The sequence below is a fragment of the Caballeronia zhejiangensis genome (assembly GCF_000698575.1).
GTDB lineage: Bacteria > Pseudomonadota > Gammaproteobacteria > Burkholderiales > Burkholderiaceae > Caballeronia > Caballeronia zhejiangensis.
Map to the genome: position 1 here is coordinate 252,894 of NZ_JFHD01000001.1, position 18,524 is coordinate 271,417.

13 protein-coding genes are annotated in these 18,524 nt (G+C 58.0%); 9 read left to right on the forward strand and 4 right to left on the reverse strand.

Annotated features, from left to right (window positions below; genetic code table 11):
• Positions 1–65 precede the first annotated feature (65 nt).
• Positions 66–1,184, forward strand: coding sequence for a GDP-mannose 4,6-dehydratase (gene gmd, locus BG60_RS01145; protein ID WP_008346291.1), 1,119 nt, complete (start codon positions 66–68; stop codon positions 1,182–1,184).
• A gap of 70 nt (positions 1,185–1,254) precedes the next feature.
• Here the strand turns inward: gmd and BG60_RS01150 are convergent, their stop codons facing one another.
• Positions 1,255–2,274 carry a phytanoyl-CoA dioxygenase family protein gene (locus BG60_RS01150; RefSeq protein ID WP_008346293.1) on the reverse strand — a complete coding sequence of 340 codons (1,020 nt, stop codon included), beginning with the start codon at positions 2,272–2,274 and terminating at the stop codon, positions 1,255–1,257.
• A gap of 391 nt (positions 2,275–2,665) precedes the next feature.
• Between BG60_RS01150 and BG60_RS01155 the strand changes: the two genes are divergently transcribed.
• From BG60_RS01155 to BG60_RS01170, 4 genes are all read left to right on the forward strand, one after another.
• Positions 2,666–4,093, forward strand: coding sequence for a lipopolysaccharide biosynthesis protein (locus BG60_RS01155; protein WP_008346295.1), 1,428 nt, complete (start codon positions 2,666–2,668; stop codon positions 4,091–4,093).
• A gap of 187 nt (positions 4,094–4,280) precedes the next feature.
• Positions 4,281–6,587 (forward strand): GNVR domain-containing protein, encoded by a 2,307-nt coding sequence (locus tag BG60_RS01160; RefSeq protein ID WP_008346296.1) that lies wholly within the window; start codon positions 4,281–4,283, stop codon positions 6,585–6,587.
• On the forward strand, positions 6,584–8,173 hold the full coding sequence (locus BG60_RS36220; RefSeq protein WP_051996383.1) for an endo-1,3-alpha-glucanase family glycosylhydrolase: 1,590 nt from the start codon (positions 6,584–6,586) through the stop codon (positions 8,171–8,173). The genes BG60_RS01160 and BG60_RS36220 overlap by 4 nt, the downstream gene beginning before the upstream one ends.
• A 28-nt stretch (positions 8,174–8,201) precedes the next feature.
• Positions 8,202–9,614 (forward strand): hypothetical protein, encoded by a 1,413-nt coding sequence (locus tag BG60_RS01170; RefSeq protein WP_008346299.1) that lies wholly within the window; start codon positions 8,202–8,204, stop codon positions 9,612–9,614.
• 31 nt (positions 9,615–9,645) lie between these two features.
• On the opposite strand, the gene BG60_RS01175 is transcribed toward BG60_RS01170, so the two are convergent.
• Both BG60_RS01175 and BG60_RS01180 read right to left on the reverse strand, forming a co-directional pair.
• Positions 9,646–10,611, reverse strand: a complete 966-nt coding sequence (locus BG60_RS01175) for an O-fucosyltransferase family protein (protein WP_008346301.1) — start codon at positions 10,609–10,611, stop codon at positions 9,646–9,648.
• 39 nt (positions 10,612–10,650) lie between these two features.
• Positions 10,651–11,601: a GDP-L-fucose synthase family protein gene (locus tag BG60_RS01180; protein ID WP_033536020.1), complete on the reverse strand. Its 951-nt coding sequence runs from the start codon at positions 11,599–11,601 to the stop codon at positions 10,651–10,653.
• A 362-nt stretch (positions 11,602–11,963) separates the two neighbouring features.
• On the opposite strand from BG60_RS01180, the gene BG60_RS01185 reads away from it, so the two are divergent.
• From BG60_RS01185 to BG60_RS01195, 3 genes are all read left to right on the forward strand, one after another.
• Complete coding sequence (locus tag BG60_RS01185) at positions 11,964–13,082, forward strand: DegT/DnrJ/EryC1/StrS family aminotransferase (protein WP_008346305.1); 1,119 nt, start codon at positions 11,964–11,966, stop codon at positions 13,080–13,082.
• A gap of 105 nt (positions 13,083–13,187) precedes the next feature.
• On the forward strand, positions 13,188–14,690 hold the full coding sequence (locus BG60_RS01190) for a mannose-1-phosphate guanylyltransferase/mannose-6-phosphate isomerase (protein WP_420912047.1): 1,503 nt from the start codon (positions 13,188–13,190) through the stop codon (positions 14,688–14,690).
• Between the two features lie 35 nt (positions 14,691–14,725).
• A complete protein-coding gene (locus BG60_RS01195; protein WP_008346309.1) occupies positions 14,726–16,102 on the forward strand; it encodes an undecaprenyl-phosphate glucose phosphotransferase in 1,377 nt (458 codons plus the stop codon).
• Between the two features lie 37 nt (positions 16,103–16,139).
• On the opposite strand, the gene BG60_RS01200 is transcribed toward BG60_RS01195, so the two are convergent.
• Positions 16,140–16,907: a class I SAM-dependent DNA methyltransferase gene (locus BG60_RS01200; protein WP_008346312.1), complete on the reverse strand. Its 768-nt coding sequence runs from the start codon at positions 16,905–16,907 to the stop codon at positions 16,140–16,142.
• Between the two features lie 588 nt (positions 16,908–17,495).
• On the opposite strand from BG60_RS01200, the gene BG60_RS01205 reads away from it, so the two are divergent.
• On the forward strand, positions 17,496–18,485 hold the full coding sequence (locus tag BG60_RS01205; protein ID WP_008346313.1) for a GlxA family transcriptional regulator: 990 nt from the start codon (positions 17,496–17,498) through the stop codon (positions 18,483–18,485).
• The last annotated feature ends 39 nt before the right edge of the window (positions 18,486–18,524 follow it).

The window sequence follows — 18,524 nt, forward strand, 5'->3', positions numbered from 1 at the left end:
GAAAGCGGCATCAAGACCCTGAGATTGTTGTTCGCATGTGACTTGGCATAAGAGGAGAAGAAACGATGCCGAATAAGGTCGCGCTTGTTACCGGAATAACCGGTCAGGATGGTTCCTATCTCGCTCAATTCCTGCTCGATAAAGGATATGAGGTGCATGGCGTCAAACGCCGTTCATCGCTCTTCAACACCGACCGTATCGACCATCTTTACGAAGATGATCACGTAGCGCAGCGAAGGTTTCATTTGCATCACGGCGATCTCACCGATTCTTCGAGCATCCTGCGTATCATCCAGCGCGTTCAACCGGACGAGATCTACAATCTCGCCGCGCAAAGTCACGTAGCGGTCTCGTTCGAGGAACCCGAATACACGGCCAACGCGGACGGTCTGGGCGCTCTGCGAATACTGGAAGCGATGCGCATATTGGGTCTCGAGAAACGCGCTCGCTTTTATCAGGCATCGACATCCGAGTTATATGGGCTGGTCCGGGAAATACCCCAGCGGGAAACCACGCCTTTTTATCCGCGAAGCCCGTATGCCGTTGCGAAGCTGTACGCGTACTGGATCACGGTGAACTATCGCGAGGCTTATGGCATCTATGCGTGCAACGGCATTCTGTTCAACCACGAATCGCCGGTTCGTGGAGAGACGTTCGTCACGCGTAAGATCACGCGCGCGATTGCTCGCATCGCAATCGGATCGCAGGACTGCCTGTATCTCGGCAATCTGGGCGCAATGCGCGACTGGGGACACGCACGCGATTATGTTCAGATGCAGTGGCTCATGCTGCAACAGCCCGAGCCGGAGGACTTCGTGATCGCGTCCGGCGTGCAATACAGTGTGAGGGAATTCGTGCAACTTGCTGCCGCGGAGCTCGGTATCGTTCTGCGCTTCGAGGGCAGCGGTGTCGACGAGGTCGCGATCGTGGAGCGGATCACCAGCAAGGAATGCCGTGTCGCGCCAGGGACCGTGATTGTGCGTGTCGATCCTCGCTACTTCAGGCCGACGGAAGTAGAGACCCTGCTGGGCGATCCGTCGAATGCTCACGCGAAACTCGGTTGGGCGCCAACGGTGACTTTTCCAGCGCTCGTCAAGGAAATGGTGCAGTCCGATTATCAGATAGCGAAGCGCGATGCTCTGATCACCCTAGCCGGATACCGTGCGCTGGAACATCACGAATAAGCGCGCACGTGCGAGTGTCGACCGGGCCCGCTGGCTTCGCAGCCAGCGGACCTTTGATCGCAGAGTCGGTTCATTTTCCGGCTAACCTGCAGATCAGCGGTTGCAGACCCCGAGGCAGCTTCGCGAATCCGGCGCGTGTCAAGCGGAAGAAAAGATATTCGCCCAGCACGGACATCATCGTTCGATTGAGCGGCGCTGTGTTCATCGAGGTCTTTGGAAAGACGTCATACTCCGAGGGCTGTCCGAATCCGAGGAACATCGACGTTCGTTCGTTGACTTCCGAAATAAATTCCGTGTTCACGATGATGGGCTCGGACTTCTGTATTTCACTGTCAACCTGGAAGAACACGCTTTTCCTGACGAAGTTCCTGTCGGTTACGGGTCTCGCTCGATGAATGCCGTAGGTGTTGTAAATGACGAGCGATCCGCGCGGCATCTTGAAGCTCTTGACGTCCGACGCGAGGTTATCAGCGATGAACTCATCCGTGTAGTCGCTATACGCCTTTTCTCCGGACCAGAGATGCGAGCCCTCGATGTACTGGAACTCGCCGTCGTCGACATCGGAGACATAGAAGATAAAGATGATTCCGGGAATATGAGCGAAGGCTTTGTCGGTCTTGTTGTCGGTATGCCACTGCATGTGGTGCCCGCCGTACGTTTCGTAGTATCTCAGCGCCTTGAGTCTGAACTTGTCGCCCAGATATCCTTCGCAGACCCTGAAAACAAATGATGAGGTCGCGAAGTCGTAGAAGGTCTTCGACACGGCGAGCAGGTTCGTCAGATAGTATTGCTTCTCCCAGAATACACCGGCGACCTTGTTGACGTTCAGGCCCAGCTTCGTTGCAGTCGAATCCTGTTCTATGCGTTCGATGGCCGCTGGTGCAAGGGCGGAAGGAAACGCAAAGTATCCTTTTTGATTCAGCTCTGCGACTACCTGTTCGGGATTGACAGAAAGGAATTCGCGAGTGAAGAGCGCCTTCTCCGTCTGGCTCCACGATAAGCCAGCTCGAACGGAAATGTCAGGCGACGAGTGCTCGATCGCCTCTTCATTGAGACCTGGTTCTGCGGCGTCGAAAGGCAAGCTTGCCATTTGATTCTCCGGTCGTAAGTCGCGTGTCAAGCCGACACGGCACGCGGTGGATCGTCAACAGGCCATACTAGTCGCGCACAGCTCATTGACCGATGCAAGGCGGATGTCGGCAAGGAATTGGCCGAGACAGGGCGAGGTGTGAGCGCTCTCCCGACACATCGACCCGATTCGGCCAACCTCATGGCATATTCCGTCAACTCCGTCATCGGCCAGACGTGCGCTCCTATGCTTCGTGCACGTGCGAAGGTGGTTCACGGGTCGACATGTGCCGCGAGCAGCCAATTTCCGCAGGATCGCGTCGGGCGTGAAACCACCGGGGAGAGGCATGGACGTGACGAAGATCGAATGCGTGCTTGCGATGCTCGACAGAGCCTGAGCGATGCCACCACCTTTGGCCGCCTCGCGCCGTGCCCTCTTCGCGATGTCCTCGCGTCTGTTCGAAATGTTGCCATTCGGCGTCGGCAGATCGGAAGGACGCGACAGGGATCGGTATCGGCGAGCTGCGCTTACGATCGCGTGCAACGTCTGCAGTTCCGGCCTGGCGTTCATTGTCCTGATTGCATCCGTCTCGTGGACGCTGCCGTATCTGGGCCAACAACGTTTCGGCGTATGGATGACGTTCTCGAGTCTCGCCGCAACGCTCGCCATGCTCGACTTCGGCATAGGCAATGCGCTTCTCAATCTCGTTGCAGGGGCGCGAGCGAATGAAGATGCTCGGCGCATTCGTGAGCTGATCACACATGGGGTATGGCTGCTCGGCACTGTCGGCGCGATTTGCGGAATCTGTTTGTACGCTGCGCTCCACATATTCGACTTGCGCCTCGTCTTCGGCCATAGCGCTGACGCCGCTGATGAAACGCTGGTGGCTGCGACGCTCTTTCTCGTTCTAACCTGCCTGAACATTCCTCTCGGTGGAGTGAAGCGTGTATGTCATGGCCTTCAAAGAGGCTGGGAACAGCATATCGTCAGCTCGATCGGTTATCTGATATCGCTGCCGCTCTTGTATTGGTGTTGTCTGCGTCAAGCATCAATTCCGTGGCTCTTGTTCGTCACCTATGGCATTCAGATCTGCATGTCGTCGTGTCTCGTTGTGCGATTGAATCGACAAGGATTGCTCGGCTTGATTTCGGGTGGGGCGCACTCGACGATGTGGACTGATTCGAAGAAGATCCTCAGCATGGGATCGTTGTTTTTCGGACTGCAGGTCGGCGTCATGTGCGCAAGCGGCTTCGACGCGCTCATCGTCGCAAAGTTATTGGGCGTGACGGAAGTCGCGAAGCTCGCCGTCGCACAGCGTCTGTTCCAGTTCCTTACTGTCGGGATCTCGATGCTGACGGTGCCGCTGTGGGGCCTCTATGCCGATGCGAAGGCGAGGGGCGACACGAATTTCCTGTCGATGACGTTAAAGCTGTCGATGCTCGGCACCGGTGCGATCGCCATCGTGACCAGCGGATCGATATTCGCCGCCTCCTCGTGGCTTCTGAGCAAGTGGGTCGGCAACCACCTTAGTATTCCCGTCGCGCTGCTCTGCGCGGTTGCGGTCATGTCGGTAGTCGATGCGTTCGGCAATGCTTTCGGCATCTTTCTAAACGGCGTCGGCGAGCTGAAATCACAACTGGTCGCGGTGTGTGTGAGTTGTGCGCTCGCCTTGTCGCTCAAATTCTGGCTCGTGTCCACATTCCATGAAGTCGCCTGGGTGGTGTGGTCGACGGTGATCGCAAGCCTGGTGTCTGACTACTGCGTGTACCTGTTCCTGTTCAGAAAGCGCATATTCGCGCATCTGAGCGTGTTCGACGACAAAGGTGCGACTTCCGCATAAGCGAACGACCGGCAGGAAAGCGCAGTAACGTCTTCAACCACGATGCCGTTCGCGCCAATGTCTTGCCACATTCGGTCAAGCAAGCCGGCGCAGCGGCGGGCTGGCTACATTCAAGGCTGTCGGAGCGGGTGGAGTATTGGATCGGCTATACGAGCATTCTTTTCTGACGATTGCCGGAGCGCTACAGATGACTAAGGACTTCGCAGACGACGTTGCCTTGCCACGTGGCGATAGCGCGGAAACGGTCACGGAATCGTATATACGGTTTCTGAAGCGCAACTATAAGGTTATCGTCGGGACGACCGTAATCGTTGGCAGCGTCGCGTGCGAGTACGCGATCCTCGCAACGCCGATCTATCAAACAAGCATATTGCTGCAGGTTCAGGAGCCTCCCGAATCGTCGGGCAGAAGCTCGCTCGAAGATGTGTCGTCACTGTTCGCGGTGAAGCCTCGCGCTGCAGCCGAAGTCCAGAAGATCACGTCGCGCAGTGTGCTGGAATCAGCTATCGCACCGATGCATTTGGACATCTCGCTCACTCCGCGTCGCGATATCTGGACTCGCGCGCAGTCGAAGTTAGGCGCGGCGTGGCGCAGAATCACCGGCGAGGCCGAGGTAGGCGGCGTTCAACCGGGTTCGGCTTCGATTGCAGAAGTGCCCGAAAGCCTGCGCAAGAAGGCACTGGAAGTAGTGTCGGAAGGCAACGGACACTATCGTCTTTTAACCCCCGACGGGGAGACTTTTAAGGGCAACGTATCGACATTGGAAAACTTCGAGACGAAGCGCGGCGCGATCGCGTTGAAGATCGATGCGCTTCCTGGAGGTGCCGGTCAGGTTTTCGATCTTCGGCGGCTATCGCGATCGGCAGTGGTCGAAAAGCTTCAGGAAAGACTGAGCGTCACGGAGCGAGGGAAAGAATCGAATATCGTCAGCGCATCCCTGGAAGGCACCGATCCGGTTTTCATTCGAAACATACTTCATGCAATCGGCACGACCTATGTCGCGAGTGAAGAGGCGAGAAGAAGCGCCGACGCACAGAAATCGATGGAGGCGTTGAGCACGGAACTGCCGATACTGAAGGGTCAGATAGAGAAATCGGAGGACCGGTTCAGCCGGTTCAAGAACGAGACGGGCTCAGTCAATCTTAGCGAGCAAGCGAACGTCGTCATCAGACAGCTGGCCGACGTGCAGGCCAAGATGACGGATCTCCAAGTGCAACGGCAGGAACTTCTGCGAAGGTTCACGAAAGACGACAGCACGGTGCTTGCGGTAGATCGGCAAATCACTACACTGAGCGCGCGTGCCACGCAGCTGGAAGCCGAAGCGCGAATGTTGCCGGAACTCGAGCAACAGGCGCTTCGGCTTTCACGCGATATCAGCGTCAACAATCAACTCTACGCAGGCTTGCTGGCGAACATGCAGCAGTTACGCTTCATCAAGGCCGGCCGGGTGAATGAAGTACGACTGATCGACGACGCCACGCTTCCTGAAGATCCGATAAAGCCACGGCGATTGCTCATTGTTGTGCTCGGAATTGTTGGCGGCGCTTTTCTGGGAATTCTGCTCGCGCTCGCGAGAAAAGCATGGTCGGGCAAAATCGACGGTCCCGATGATATCGAGCGGCGCACGGGTTTGCCTGTGTTTGTGAGTGGCGCGTTCGGAAACATAGCAGGGGCCGCATCGTATCGCCAAGGCATCGACGTTGCTCGCGCAGGCGCGAGTACCACATCCAGAGCGCCGTCGATCGAGAGCCTGCGTCGATTTTCTGCCATCTTCGAGCATAAGATGCTCGAGTCCGGTTCTCGCATTGCGGTTTTTAGCGGGGTCAATGCGTGGACGGGAACATCATTCGTAGCGGAGCAAGTCGCGGCTCAACTTGCTCAGAGCGGCGCGCGCGTGCTCTTGATCGATGCCGACGCGCGCGCGGGACGCTTATCCAAGAGGCGAAACGCCGGATCTGCGCCCGGGCTATCGGATGTTATCTCCGGACGCAGCAAGTTCGACGAGGTCGTTCGAATCGGCTCCGCAGGTGACTTCGACTTATTGCCGAGCGGAGTGCGAACGGACGGAGTACCTTCCAGCCTTTCGAGGGATACACTACGAAAATCGCTGACGTCGGTTGGCGAGCGTTACCAGTTCGTCATCCTTGACGCTGCGCCGGTGCTCAGCGCGGCCGAGACGCTCGTCATGGCGCGGCAGGCGGGTTGTGTGTTCATTGTCGCGCGAGCGAATTTATCGAGAATCGCCGATCTGACAGCTTGCGTCGACGCGTTCGAATCGATCGGCGTTCGGGTAACCGGGGCCGTGCTTAATACCTTGGGCCGCAGAAAACATAACGCGCTGACAGCCGCCCCCGTCGTCGGCGCCGAGTCGTCTTCGACGGCCGGCAACTCGCGCGCTTCGCCGAGCGCCTTCGGCGGCGCTTCACTGACCACGCAACGCGACGCGATTCGCGACGGCATCGCGCCTCGTCCATCGGGACTTCACGAGACATGAACGATCTGCAAATGTGTAGCGTCGGCCGGGCCGCCGCAGCCCGCGGGTGTCATGACGGATCCCGTCGCGCTGTAGCGGTCTTTGCGCTGGCCTCGGTGGTCTCCGTGGCGTCGACTTCGACGCGCGCCGCCGATCTTACCAGCGCCCAATGGACCGCCTTGCAGAAAAACGCACAGTCGATCGTCGATACGGAATCACCGGCATCGGCATTGCCTTTCACGATAAGCACTGCGCTCATAGGAACCGGGCGTCGACCTATTGTATTTGCTCATTACTTCACTCCATTTCCTCTCTCTATCGATAACCTTCCGGCACGTTCCGATTACTATTGCACGGAGTATCTGAATCGCTCCGGTGAAGGAAGCAAATACGCGAGCGTTGGCGGCTATCTGCGCGACCGGCCCTTACCTTTGGCCCGTTACACCACTAACGTCTATAAGCAGCGCGCCCTGGCCGTGGAGATACTGCGCGCGAGGAAGATTGACATAGACGGCTTCGGCGTAGACCTTCTGCAAATCAACAGCGGCTCGCTATGGGACGACGTGATGCGGGTCTATTCCGTTGCACAGCATGTCGCGCCCGACTTCAAGATTCTGGCCGAACCGGATATGGCGGCGCTCGATGGTGTCAGTGTGTCGGATATGGTCGCGGCCATACGTGTCATTGCAGGACAGAAGAACGCGTATCGAATGGCCGACGGAAGCCTTGCAATTGCGCCGTTCTACGCGGAGAACGTCAGCCAGAATTTCTGGTCGGATGTGATTCGCGGAGCTGCGGCTGCAGGCGTGAACGTCACGTTGATTCCCATTCTCCTCGATCCCGCCAAATCCGCCGACTTTCGCACAATCACGAATTCCTTTTCGTTCTGGGGCGTTCGAACGGTGCCGGAATCGACCGATAAAGGCGGTTGGGAAGATCAGGCGCTTACAAATCTCGAATCGTTCGGTGCAGATATCATGACGCCCGTCGCGCCTCAGGATTCACGGCCAAAAGACTCGGTGTTCTGGGAAGCGCAGAATTCCGCACTCTTTCGGGCGCAGTGGTCTCAGGTGACGTCGCGAGATCCAGCCTACGTGCAGCTCGTCACCTGGAACGACTACTCGGAATCGACTCACGTCTCGCCCTCTGTCGGTACGCAGTATGCCTTCTATGATCTCGCGGCTTACTACATCGAATGGGCCAAGACCGGAAATCCGCCGCCGATCGTTCGGGATAGCATTCTCTACTTTCATCGCAGGCAGATCTTTACGCCGGGCCGGTCTTCGACGCCGGAGACCGCGATGGTCGAAGAAGGCGTGGGCTCAGTCGTCAACGACATCGAAATGGTCGCCTTCCTGACCGCGCCCGCTGTCTTGCGGATAACCTCCGGCGGAACGGACCACACGTCGAATGGCGTGGCGGGCTTGAACGTATTCCGTGTTCCGGCGGTCTCCGGCGTACCGAGCTTCGCCATTATCCGCAATGGAGCCACAGTCGCACAGGTAACGTCGACCACATCGATCGTGTCGGTAGGCGCGGCGCAGGACCCGTTATACATCGGCGGAGGATCGGCGCGCTCGCCCGTAAGTCTGGTATGCAGCCAGTAGCGCACTCAACAAACGACATGGCGGCCACATGAAAAGCCCGGCGAACGTGGTTTCATATCTTGCATTGGGTATCTTCTTGTTCGCGGCCGAGTTCTATACCCTGGGGATGAGTCCCGGGCATAGCCCGCTGATGCTCGTGTCTCACGTTCTCTTGCTTGGCGTGGTCCTCTTTCACCTCGGCATGCACTTGTTCGACAGCAAGCCGTCGTTTGCGGACGCATCTGTCGTGGTGTTCGAGATAACTTTCCTGATACTCGCACCGGCTCTTCAGTTGGCGCATGACGCGCAAGTGCTCGTGAATACGATGCCCTTCGACGACACTTCGGCGCTGCATGCGAATCTCATATTTATCGTTTTCATTGTCACTTACCTTGGCGCGCGACATCTTCTTCCGCGCACGATTCAAGCGTCGACGGCCCGCGCTTCGGAACCATTGACGATCCGTTATGCGGCGCTTATTCCGGCCCTGGCGATCTGCGTCGTGGCTGCGATGAGCGCATTCAATTTTGCCAGCCAACTGCAGGCCGGCGATCTGGATGGAATCGACGTCACCCCTTTGGACATGATTCGCGCGAAGGTGCTTTTCTTTCTAATCGTGCCCGTGTTCATTCTTATCGTGTTGCATCGTCCTCGTCGAATCGGACTGGTGTGGATTGCGCTCGCGCTTTTCGCGTTCGTCTTGCTACTCATTTGCCAGAATCCGCTGACGGAAAAGCGAAACGCACTCGGTCCCATCTATCTGACGCTGCTCGCATTGGCGTTTCAGCGCCACCTCAAGAGTCCATCCCGAGTGTTCTGGGCAATCTTTGTTTTGAGCGGACTGTTCTTTCCCTTTTCCGAGCTGTTCACGAACAGCAGAATCGATAAGTGGCCGCTTTCTTGGGCCACGATAGAGAGCTTCTTCGAGGAGCACTTCGCATCCACGACCTATGACGCGTGGGCCAATACGGAAGCCATTGTGGAAATGGTGAGTCGGGAAGGAATCAATGCGGGCAGGCAGCTCGCGGGCTCGCTGTTGTTTTTCGTTCCACACACTGTCTGGCCCGACAAGCCTCTGGCGACCGCGATTCTGGTGGGCGAATATCTGCAGCGAAATTACAGCATGTGGTTTCTAAACCTTTCCGCGCCGTTGCCTGCCGAAGGCTATTTCGATTTTTCGTGGGCGGGCGTCGTAGCTTATGGTTTCTTGCTGGGTCATTTCTCGCGCCGCGCCGACGCGTTGGTCGAATCGCCGATACCGCTTCGGCGAGCGCTGGGATGCTATCTGTCGTTCTACGTTGTGTTCGTACTGCGCGGGTCATTGATGGTCGCGGTCGCTTACGTGGTGCCCGTTCTCGTCACGTTTCAACTCGTGTCCGTGCTCCTCACATCGCGAGAGAACAGACGCGCCGAGCCGCGCACGGCGAGGCCGCTCTATAGCGGTATGGCACGTCGAAAGTAACCTCTCGCCGGTTTAGAGAACGGTGAGTGCTTCAGGCGGGGACGCCGCTCATGTTCTGCTCTTGCCCAATCCAGATCTGACTGTCGGGAAACCAGAACTCTCTGGATTTTGGCGGCGCAGCCAATGTCACTGGCAAGTCAGGATTGAATATTTTTGACCAGGCCGACAGATAGGACGGCATCTTCACAAGATGGCCGCAGTTCGAAAGCAGCAGACTCGATACCAGCGCTTCTCGTCCGATCTCCAGCCCGGGATGACCGCTGAAGTGCACTGGCTTATCGCCGTTGGATAACAGTTTCGCGGGCGCGACATTGATCGGACGCTCGAACGGCCACGCACTGAAGAATTCGATGAAAGCCGGCTCGTCGCTGGAAACAAATATGTTGGTCAATTGCGGGTTGAGCATGAGCGTCTTATCGACAAGCCGGCAGAAATCGACCCACGGAAGCGTCACCGCTTCAAATTTCTTGTCAGTGCCTCTGAAGTGCACGCCCAACGTGGAGGCGCTGATCCCGAGTCTTGCGCAGGTCGATTCGACTTCTTCGCGGATGTGCGCCGCGGGCCGGTAATACGAGCGGAACAGATCGCTCGCGCTTCGCAGACGAAGCGCTGCGTCATACCGTTGCCGGAAACCCAGTTGAACCGGATCGCGCACGGTGGATGTCCGAACGTTATGCGACGTGGCGTGCCCGTTCTCCGGCCGGACGCTTTCGAAGAGCGCCGAAAACCAGTCGATCGTTCCTTTCACATCGCCGTACAGGCCGCCTCGCGCCGAAATTCGCGGAGTCAGGCGGTTCTCTTCACAGTGCATAAGGATGAAGAGAACCATTTGCATGATCGCGAAGAAGCCGCAGTTTTCCCTGATCTCGATCGAAAACACACCGTGATTCTGCCGCTGCCGTGCAAACAACATCGCGCGGCTGGGCGCGGCAAGCGAGTACTTGAATGTTTCACTACGACGGAGTTTCCTCAATTGATCCACCACCATGCGAAACATGTTCGATTCCTGTTGATTATGTTCGCGTGAATACCAGCGTCACGCGTCGACGTACCCGGTGCGCTGTGCGTTCTTCGTGAAGTCGGCATAAGTGGCCGCGATGCCTTCTCTGAGCGAGATCGTGGGCGTCCAGCCCAAAGCGGATAGCCTGGATACATCCAGCAATTTCCTCGGCGTGCCATCCGGTTTCGAGCTATCGAATTCCAGTGAGCCCTGAAAGCCTACGACGTCGCAGACGAGGCGGGCGAGGTCCGCGATTGCTATGTCGCGTCCACATCCGATATTGAACATGCCCTCGGCGTTATGGCTGTCGAGCAACGCGAATACCGCCGACGCCAGATCGTCGACGTGCAGGAATTCCCGTTTCGGCGAGCCCGATCCCCAGACCGAGATCGATTGGAGTCCGTTCAGCTTCGCTTCGTGTGCCTTTCGGATCAGCGCGGCCAGAACGTGCCCGTTCTGCAGATCATAGTTATCGTTCGGACCGTACAAGTTCGTAGGCATCACCGAGATATACCGCATCCCATGCTGGCGGTTATATGCCTCACACAGCTTGAGCCCCGCAATCTTGGCGATTGCATATGCCTCGTTGGTCTGCTCGAAGGCGCTCGTCAGCAGATATTCTTCCTTGATGGGTTGAGGGCAATACTTCGGGTAGATGCACGACGAACCGAAGAAGACCAGCTCGGGCGTGCGCTTCTTGAAGGCCGCGTGGATCACATTCGTTTCGATGACGAGATTCTCATAGAGAAACGAGGCCGGTTGAGTGGAGTTGGCGTGTATGCCGCCGACCTTCGCAGCGGCGAGCAGCACGACATCGATGCGCTCGTGCGCAAAGAAATCGGCCACAGCGCGCTGATCGAGCAAGTCGAGTTCCTGTCTGGAACGGGTAACCAAATGGTGATCGCCGCGACTGGCGAGATGCCGGAGAAGGGCCGAGCCGACCATGCCCTTATGCCCGGCAATAAATATCCGAGAGCCTTTATTCATGTTGGTGCTCAATCGTCCATTGATGTGCGTTGATCGGAACGTGAGGCCCGATGTGCGATTGCCAGATTAGCGAGGCATTCGGTCAATCATCAGCTTGTGGCGGACGTTGGCAAGGTATTGTCGCGACCGGGCTTTCTCGTCATCGATGACGCGGCCGCCATCTATGCGCCACGGACGGCTCATTACCCGCGAGACCCGCCTCAGCCAACGTCATGGCAGATTCGGCCACCCCGCCTGGCGCGGCTTTCCCCAATCCTATGCTGCGTGAACGCATGCAGGCCGTTACGGGATCGATTCGTCCTTGAACGGACCGGCTCAGACGAGCCATCGAGCATCGATCTTGACACCAGGAGAGGGACCTGATGATTCCAGTAAACGAACCCCTGCTCGAGGGAAACGAGAGGACATACCTGAACGAATGCATCGAAAGCGGCTGGATCTCGTCGGACGGCGTATTCGTCGAGCGCTTCGAACGCGCAATGGCTGCATATGTAGGCCGCAAGCATGCGATCGCCGTCGCAAACGGAAGCGCGGCGCTCGACGTCGCCGCCGCTGCACTGAGTTTCGAGCCGGACGATGAAGTCATCATCCCGACGCACACGATCATCTCCTGTGCATCGGCGATCGTTCGAACCGGCGCGCGACTGCGGCTCGTCGATTCGAATGCGGATACATGGAACATGGACGTAGCGAAAATCGAAGCGGCCATCACGAGCCGCACGCGCGCGATCATGGCCGTACATACCTTCGGCTTGCCGGTCGACATGAAGCCGGTGCTGGACCTCGCGAAGAAGTACGGCCTGGCTGTGATCGAAGACGCGGCGCAGGCTATCGGGCTCACCTATGAAGGAAAGCAATGCGGCAGCTTCGGCGATATCTCCTGCTTCAGCTTCTACGCGAACAAGCACATCACGACGGGCGAAGGCGGCATGATTCTCTGCGACGACGATGCACTGGCGGCGCGCGCGAGGAGTTTGCGAAATCTTTGCTTCAAGCCCGAGAGGCGGTTCGTGCATGAGGAGCTAGGCTGGAATTATCGTATGAGCAGTCTTCAGGCTGCGGTCGGGCTTGCGCAGTTCGAGAAGCTCGATGAACGCATAGCGAGAAAGCGCACACTGGGGCGGCGTTACGAAGCGCTTTTGCATGATGTAAGGGGCCTGGAACTTGCTCCTGTTGCGTGTTCCTATGCCGAGAACATCTATTGGGTGTTCGGCGTGGTGCTGGATGATCGCCTGCCCATCGGCGCGGACGAAGCACGCGCAATACTCGCCGATGCGGGCGTTAGCGCGCGGCCATTCTTCTGGCCCATGCACGAGCAGCCTGTATTTCGCAAGCAAGGGTTATTCGAGGGCGAAAGTTATCCGGTCGCCGAGCGCATGAGCCGGCGCGGTTTCTATTTGCCGAGCGGACTTGCACTAACCGAAGCGCAGCAGGATCAAGCGGTGGCCGCGGTCCGGAACATGATGGCCGAGTATGTCTAGAAGCTCCGCAAGCCATGCTCGCGGACATTGCCTGCTTCATATGACCGTCATCAGTCACATCGATGATGGGTCGTAACACCACGGAGTGCAGCCATGGAGAATGCAATGCGTTCGACCGACTCGATATCGATGGCCAACGCGCTAGCGCCGCATATGCAGTCTTGCCGTCGCATTGTGCCGGTCATACTCGCGGGAGGATCGGGCACGCGCCTCTGGCCGATGTCGCGCGAGCAGTTTCCGAAGCAACTGATTGGCGTGGTCGGACGTGACTCGCTGCTTCAGGCTACCGTGTTACGAATGGACGGATTCTCCGGCGACTTCGACGTCGATATGCATCCGATCATCGTGTGTGGCGAAGAGCATCGTTTCACGACCGAGGAACAAGTGCGGTTATGCGGCGTCGATGCGCGGATCATTCTCGAGCCCGCGCGTCGTGATACTGCGCCCGCGCTGACGCTCGCGGCGCTTGCGGCCGTCGAAGGCAACGAAGACGCGATTCTCGTCGCGATGCCTTCCGATCATTCGATCGCCGATCTTTGCGCGCTGCATGAAGCGATATCGATCGCCGCGGACTACGCCGATAGCGGAATGATCGTGACGTTAGGGGTTCCGCCGACGCGTCCCGATACCGGCTTCGGCTATATTCGTCTCGGCGAAGCGCTGGAGAAGGGTGCTCATCTTATCGACCGCTTCGTAGAAAAGCCTGCCGCCGAACTCGCCGCGCAATACCTCGCTGCACAAACATACTGGTGGAACAGCGGCATCTTCGTCGTTCGCGCGAGCGTGTGGCTCGATGCCCTGGCGCGTCTCAATGCCGATATGCATGCGACATGCACGGCGGCACTGAAAGACGGCAAAGCCGATGGCCATTTCTTTCGTCCGTGTCCGAATCAGTTCGGCCGTGTGCCTTCCGATTCGATCGATTACGCGGTGATGGAGCATATCGGCGACGCTGGCTCGCCTTGCAACGGCGTAGTCGTGCCGCTGTCGGCGGGATCTTCAGACCTGGGATCGTGGGACGCAGTATGGGAGGCCATGGAAAAGGACGGCTTGGGCAATGTCGGAAGCGGCCGCGTGGTCTTCGAAGGCGCGAGGTCGAGCTACGCGCGCTCCGATGGCGGACGGCTCGTCGCGTGCGTCGGCACGTCGAACGTCGTTGTCGTCGATACCGACGATGCCGTGCTGGTCGCCGATCGCTCGCACGCGCAGGACATCAAGCGCCTTGTCGCGCGCATCCGCGAACAGCATGCGCCCGAGGCCGAAACGCATCGCAAGGTTCGTCGTCCATGGGGCTTTTACGATTCGATCGAACATGGCGAGCGTTTCCAGGTCAAGCGCATCGTCGTGGCGCCTGGCGCACGACTTTCGCTCCAAATGCACCATCATCGTGCGGAGCATTGGGTCGTCGTGCGCGGCACCGCGCTCGTCACGCGCGGGGACGATCAGTTTCTGTTGTCGGAAAATGAATCGACCTACATTCCGCTCGGCGTCCGGCATAGGCTGGAAAATCCGGGCAAGGTGCAACTCGAGATCATCGAAGTTCAATCGGGTTCGTATCTCGGCGAAGACGATATCGTGCGGCTGGATGACTGCTATGGCCGTATCTGATGTTATCGACAAAGCTCACGAAGGCGGGGCATGACATGCGCGATATTCAAGGATTGCTGGCAAGGCTCTTCGATGTCGCGATGGTCGTCGGAGGGGCCACCGTTGCATCGCGGATCAGGTTCGACAACATCGCCGAACCGGGCTATTACGTGCCGTTCGTGGCCTTTGCTGCGGCGTTTTCGCTCGTATTGTTCCCGGGCTTCGGCGTATACGAGTCGTGGCGCGGGCGCAGCAAGCTCGTGCTGACGAGCCGCGTGTCGCTCTCATGGCTCGTGGTGCAGGCGTGCGTCCTCGTGCTGATGTTCTCGCTGCATCGGCTCGATGATGTCTCGCGCCTCTGGTTCGCGTACTGGACTGCGATGTCGGGCGCGCTGATGATCGTGGGCCGTCTCGTCACGCATGCGGTGCTCGCGCGCATGCGTCACGCCGGGATGAACTTTCATGACGTGGCGGTCGTCGGTTGCGGGCGGCATTGCGAGTCGATCATGAAAAGAATCGAGCGCGCGAGCGATTCGGGTTTTCGTACGGTCGCGTTATTCAACGCATCGCCCGAATTGCCGATAACTTCAACAGTGCCGGTCTTCGAAGATTTTGACACCTTCGTGCGCCACGCTCGCGAGCAGCATGTGCATGAAGTCTGGCTTGCATTGCCGCTATCGCAGGAGAAAGCCATTCTGCGGTTCGTGAATGAGTTTCGCGACGATCTCGTCAACGTGCGATTCATTCCCGACGTGCGCAGCCTGGCCCTCTTCGAAAGCGGCGTGAGCGATTTGCTCGGGGTGGCGGCGATCAATCTCGTCGCTTCGCCGCTTTCGCAAAGAGCGCTATTGCAGAAGGATGTTTTCGACCGGCTGTTCGCGCTCGCGGCGCTCATCGCGGTCGCGCCGCTTCTGATCGTTATCGCAATCGCGGTCAAGCTTAGTTCGCCCGGGCCCGTATTCTTCAGACAGCGGCGCAAGGGCGCGGACGGACGCGAATTCACCATCTACAAGTTCAGGTCGATGCGCCTGCATATCGAACAGTCCGGCATGCTGAAACAGGCTACGCGCAATGATCCGCGCGTGACGCGTGTCGGTGCGTTTCTCCGGCGCACGAGTCTCGACGAGCTGCCGCAATTCTTCAACGTCCTGCTCGGCGACATGTCGGTCGTGGGACCGCGTCCACATGCGCTCGAACATGACGATCTCTACCAGAAAGTCGTGCAAGGTTATATCCATCGATACCGCATCAAACCGGGCATCACCGGATGGGCGCAGGTCAATGGCTTTCGTGGGGAAACGGACCGGATCGAAAAGATGGAGGCGCGCGTGGCCCATGATTTGTACTATTTGGGAAATTGGACTTTCGCACTCGATATGCGGATCATTGCCGCGACGGTATTCAAGGGTCTGCGCGGGGCCAACGCTTACTGAAGCGTAAGCATCGCGCCCGGCGTGCGCGATGCAGGCATCATCTCTTTCTCGCGACGAAGGTCGCCGACAGATCGGCGGCGCTAAGTTCGCCGCCCATCCATCTCACGCTGTCGAGCACTTCGAAGCCGCTGAGATCCAGCATCAACTCGACTTCAGGCTTGAACATATAACGCATGACGTGCGTCTCGAGAACGGTTTCGACGCATTGCGTCTTTCCGTCCGTCATCATGATGGTGTAGTTGACGGTGACGGTATTCTCATGAGGACGCATCAGCGGTTCGGCGATGCGGATTACCGCCGTTTCATCGCTCGTGGCGCGCTTGATGCGAACCTTGGGCGGGTCGGCCAGCACGGCGGGACCGTACCAGCAATCGAACAGAAAGAGTCCTGAGCGCGGCAGATGAGTCGCTGCGGTGTGGCACATCGCCATGAAATCGGCGTTCGTCGTCTGATAGCTTGCGACATGAAACAGCGAGACGACCGCGTCATATAGCTCTTCGGTGCGGACGCTTCGCGCATCGCCCTGCTGAAACTTCAGTCTCTTCGCCACCATGCCCGGCAGTGAAGTCCGTCTCGCATCGGCGCGTGCGAGCATGTCGAAACTCATGTCGATGCCGGAAACCGAAAAGCCGGTGGCCGCAAGCTCCGCCGCGTGGCGTCCTGTCCCGCAACCGAGATCCATAAGATGGCCGCTGACTATTCCATATCGACCGAGCAGGTCGGTGACGAACGCGGCCTCCGCCTTGTAGTTCTTCTCGTGATAGAAAAGATCATAGTATTGCGAGTATCGCGTGCTGAAACTCATGTGAGCCACTCCGAATTAGAGTTGGTGCCCAACGCATGTCCGCGCAATGGCGCATTCGTCCAGGTGACCGAAGCGCCGCTCGATAACAAGTCTCACTTGACGTTCCGGTTCAAGACAGAGCGTAGCCTTCGCACGAATCGCGACTTCATGCGTGACGGAATTCGGCAAGATGTTGGCCGGGCCGCCTGTGCAGGCCGCGAGGCCGGTTTTGACAAGGCGATGACGGAAATAGAAGTTATGTTTCGGAGATCATCGAGTCTTCGATCCCGGAGGATGAAGGTGATCCGAATAGGTCATTCCGCAACACAGTCTTTTGTTTAGGCGCCGCGAAACGACATAGTTCGAACTCCGTATTAAGCGCCTTTCCATAACTTTCATGCACTTATTTTCAAACAGCCGAAGAGATCGAACAGTCGTGTTGTTATCGCGGCCGAACGCGCCGATCTCGGCCAAAACCATGCTTTTCGCCGCCATGGCGGAAAGAACGGATGCAATAGGAAACTACGCTCCCGAAATAGTACGGAATCGACGGCATTGGTACGGCTTGCGATCCGCAGACCTGCAACCGAAACATAGGAAGATAACGCCATGTCGAACGTTACAGCCTTCGGCGATGCAGAGTCGAGCGGTCTCTATCATGCAGCGGAAGAGAGAAGCACAAAGCTCATAGGAATCATGTTGTATGACGGATTTTCTCTTCTGGGCGCTGGAACGCTTGCCGAGGCGCTTCATATCGCCAACGAGTTGCAATCCGCTATCCTGAGCAATGGCGTGACCTATAGCGTTCGTCTCGTCTCCGCCCGCGGTGGCGCGATAGCTTGTTCATCGTCGGTCTGTGTGTGGACCGAGCGCTTAGGTGGCCAGCGCTTTCAGGGCTTCGACGCGCTATACATCGCAGGCGGCGCTGGCGTGACGCGCGCAGCTGCGGATGAAAGTCTCCTCGAGTCATTGAGGATCGCGTGTTCGCAAAGCGGCGCGGTCGGTTCGCTCGGCAATGGCGACGCGCTGCTCGCCGCCGCGGGCGTCGCCCGGCGCGACTGGGCTTCGATGGGACGCGGCGTATGGGCTGGCGGAACATTGAAAAGCACGACGTCGACCGAACGCGGCGATGCGCTCGTCAACTCGCTGGCGCTGGTGAAGCGCGATCTCGGCTATGACATCGCAACGGCTTTGGCAGACCGGCTGGCCTCGTCCAACGATCAGCATCTGCCAATCATGCTGAGTACCATCGGCACGACGACGCTCGCCGAGAAAGCGCAGGAATCCGCGCGCTGGCTGGAGCGCAATTGCGGCCGTCCCATCTCTGTCGGCGACGCGGCTCGCACCGTTGCGATGAGCGAGCGCAACTTTCTGCGGCTGTTCAAGCGTGAGATCGGTCTGACGCCTTCGCAATATCTTTTGCGTGCGCGTCTCGATTTGAGTTGCGAATTGCTTATTAAGAGCGACTTGCCGATCGACAAGATTGCGCGCAGGACCGGTTTGACCAATGGCGAAAGATTTTCGAAGGTATTCAGAAAGCAATTTCTGATGTCGCCAACGGAATACCGGTCTCGAAAGAAGAGCGGTGACGCAGTGTGATCGCACGTTTCGCGCTTCACAGGCGCAGCCGGAATAACT

Bases quoted from the DNA above. Each gene is read 5' to 3' on its own strand.
- gmd (WP_008346291.1), top strand. From the start codon at position 66: ATGCCGAATAAGGTCGCGCTTGTTACCGGAATAACCGGTCAGGATGGT.
- BG60_RS01150 (WP_008346293.1), bottom strand. From the start codon at position 2,274: ATGGCAAGCTTGCCTTTCGACGCCGCAGAACCAGGTCTCAATGAAGAG.
- BG60_RS01160 (WP_008346296.1), top strand. From the start codon at position 4,281: ATGACTAAGGACTTCGCAGACGACGTTGCCTTGCCACGTGGCGATAGC.
- BG60_RS36220 (WP_051996383.1), top strand. From the start codon at position 6,584: ATGAACGATCTGCAAATGTGTAGCGTCGGCCGGGCCGCCGCAGCCCGC.
- BG60_RS01170 (WP_008346299.1), top strand. From the start codon at position 8,202: ATGAAAAGCCCGGCGAACGTGGTTTCATATCTTGCATTGGGTATCTTC.
- BG60_RS01175 (WP_008346301.1), bottom strand. From the start codon at position 10,611: ATGTTTCGCATGGTGGTGGATCAATTGAGGAAACTCCGTCGTAGTGAA.
- BG60_RS01180 (WP_033536020.1), bottom strand. From the start codon at position 11,601: ATGAATAAAGGCTCTCGGATATTTATTGCCGGGCATAAGGGCATGGTC.
- BG60_RS01185 (WP_008346305.1), top strand. From the start codon at position 11,964: ATGATTCCAGTAAACGAACCCCTGCTCGAGGGAAACGAGAGGACATAC.
- BG60_RS01190 (WP_420912047.1), top strand. From the start codon at position 13,188: ATGCGTTCGACCGACTCGATATCGATGGCCAACGCGCTAGCGCCGCAT.
- BG60_RS01195 (WP_008346309.1), top strand. From the start codon at position 14,726: ATGCGCGATATTCAAGGATTGCTGGCAAGGCTCTTCGATGTCGCGATG.
- BG60_RS01200 (WP_008346312.1), bottom strand. From the start codon at position 16,907: ATGAGTTTCAGCACGCGATACTCGCAATACTATGATCTTTTCTATCAC.
- BG60_RS01205 (WP_008346313.1), top strand. From the start codon at position 17,496: ATGTCGAACGTTACAGCCTTCGGCGATGCAGAGTCGAGCGGTCTCTAT.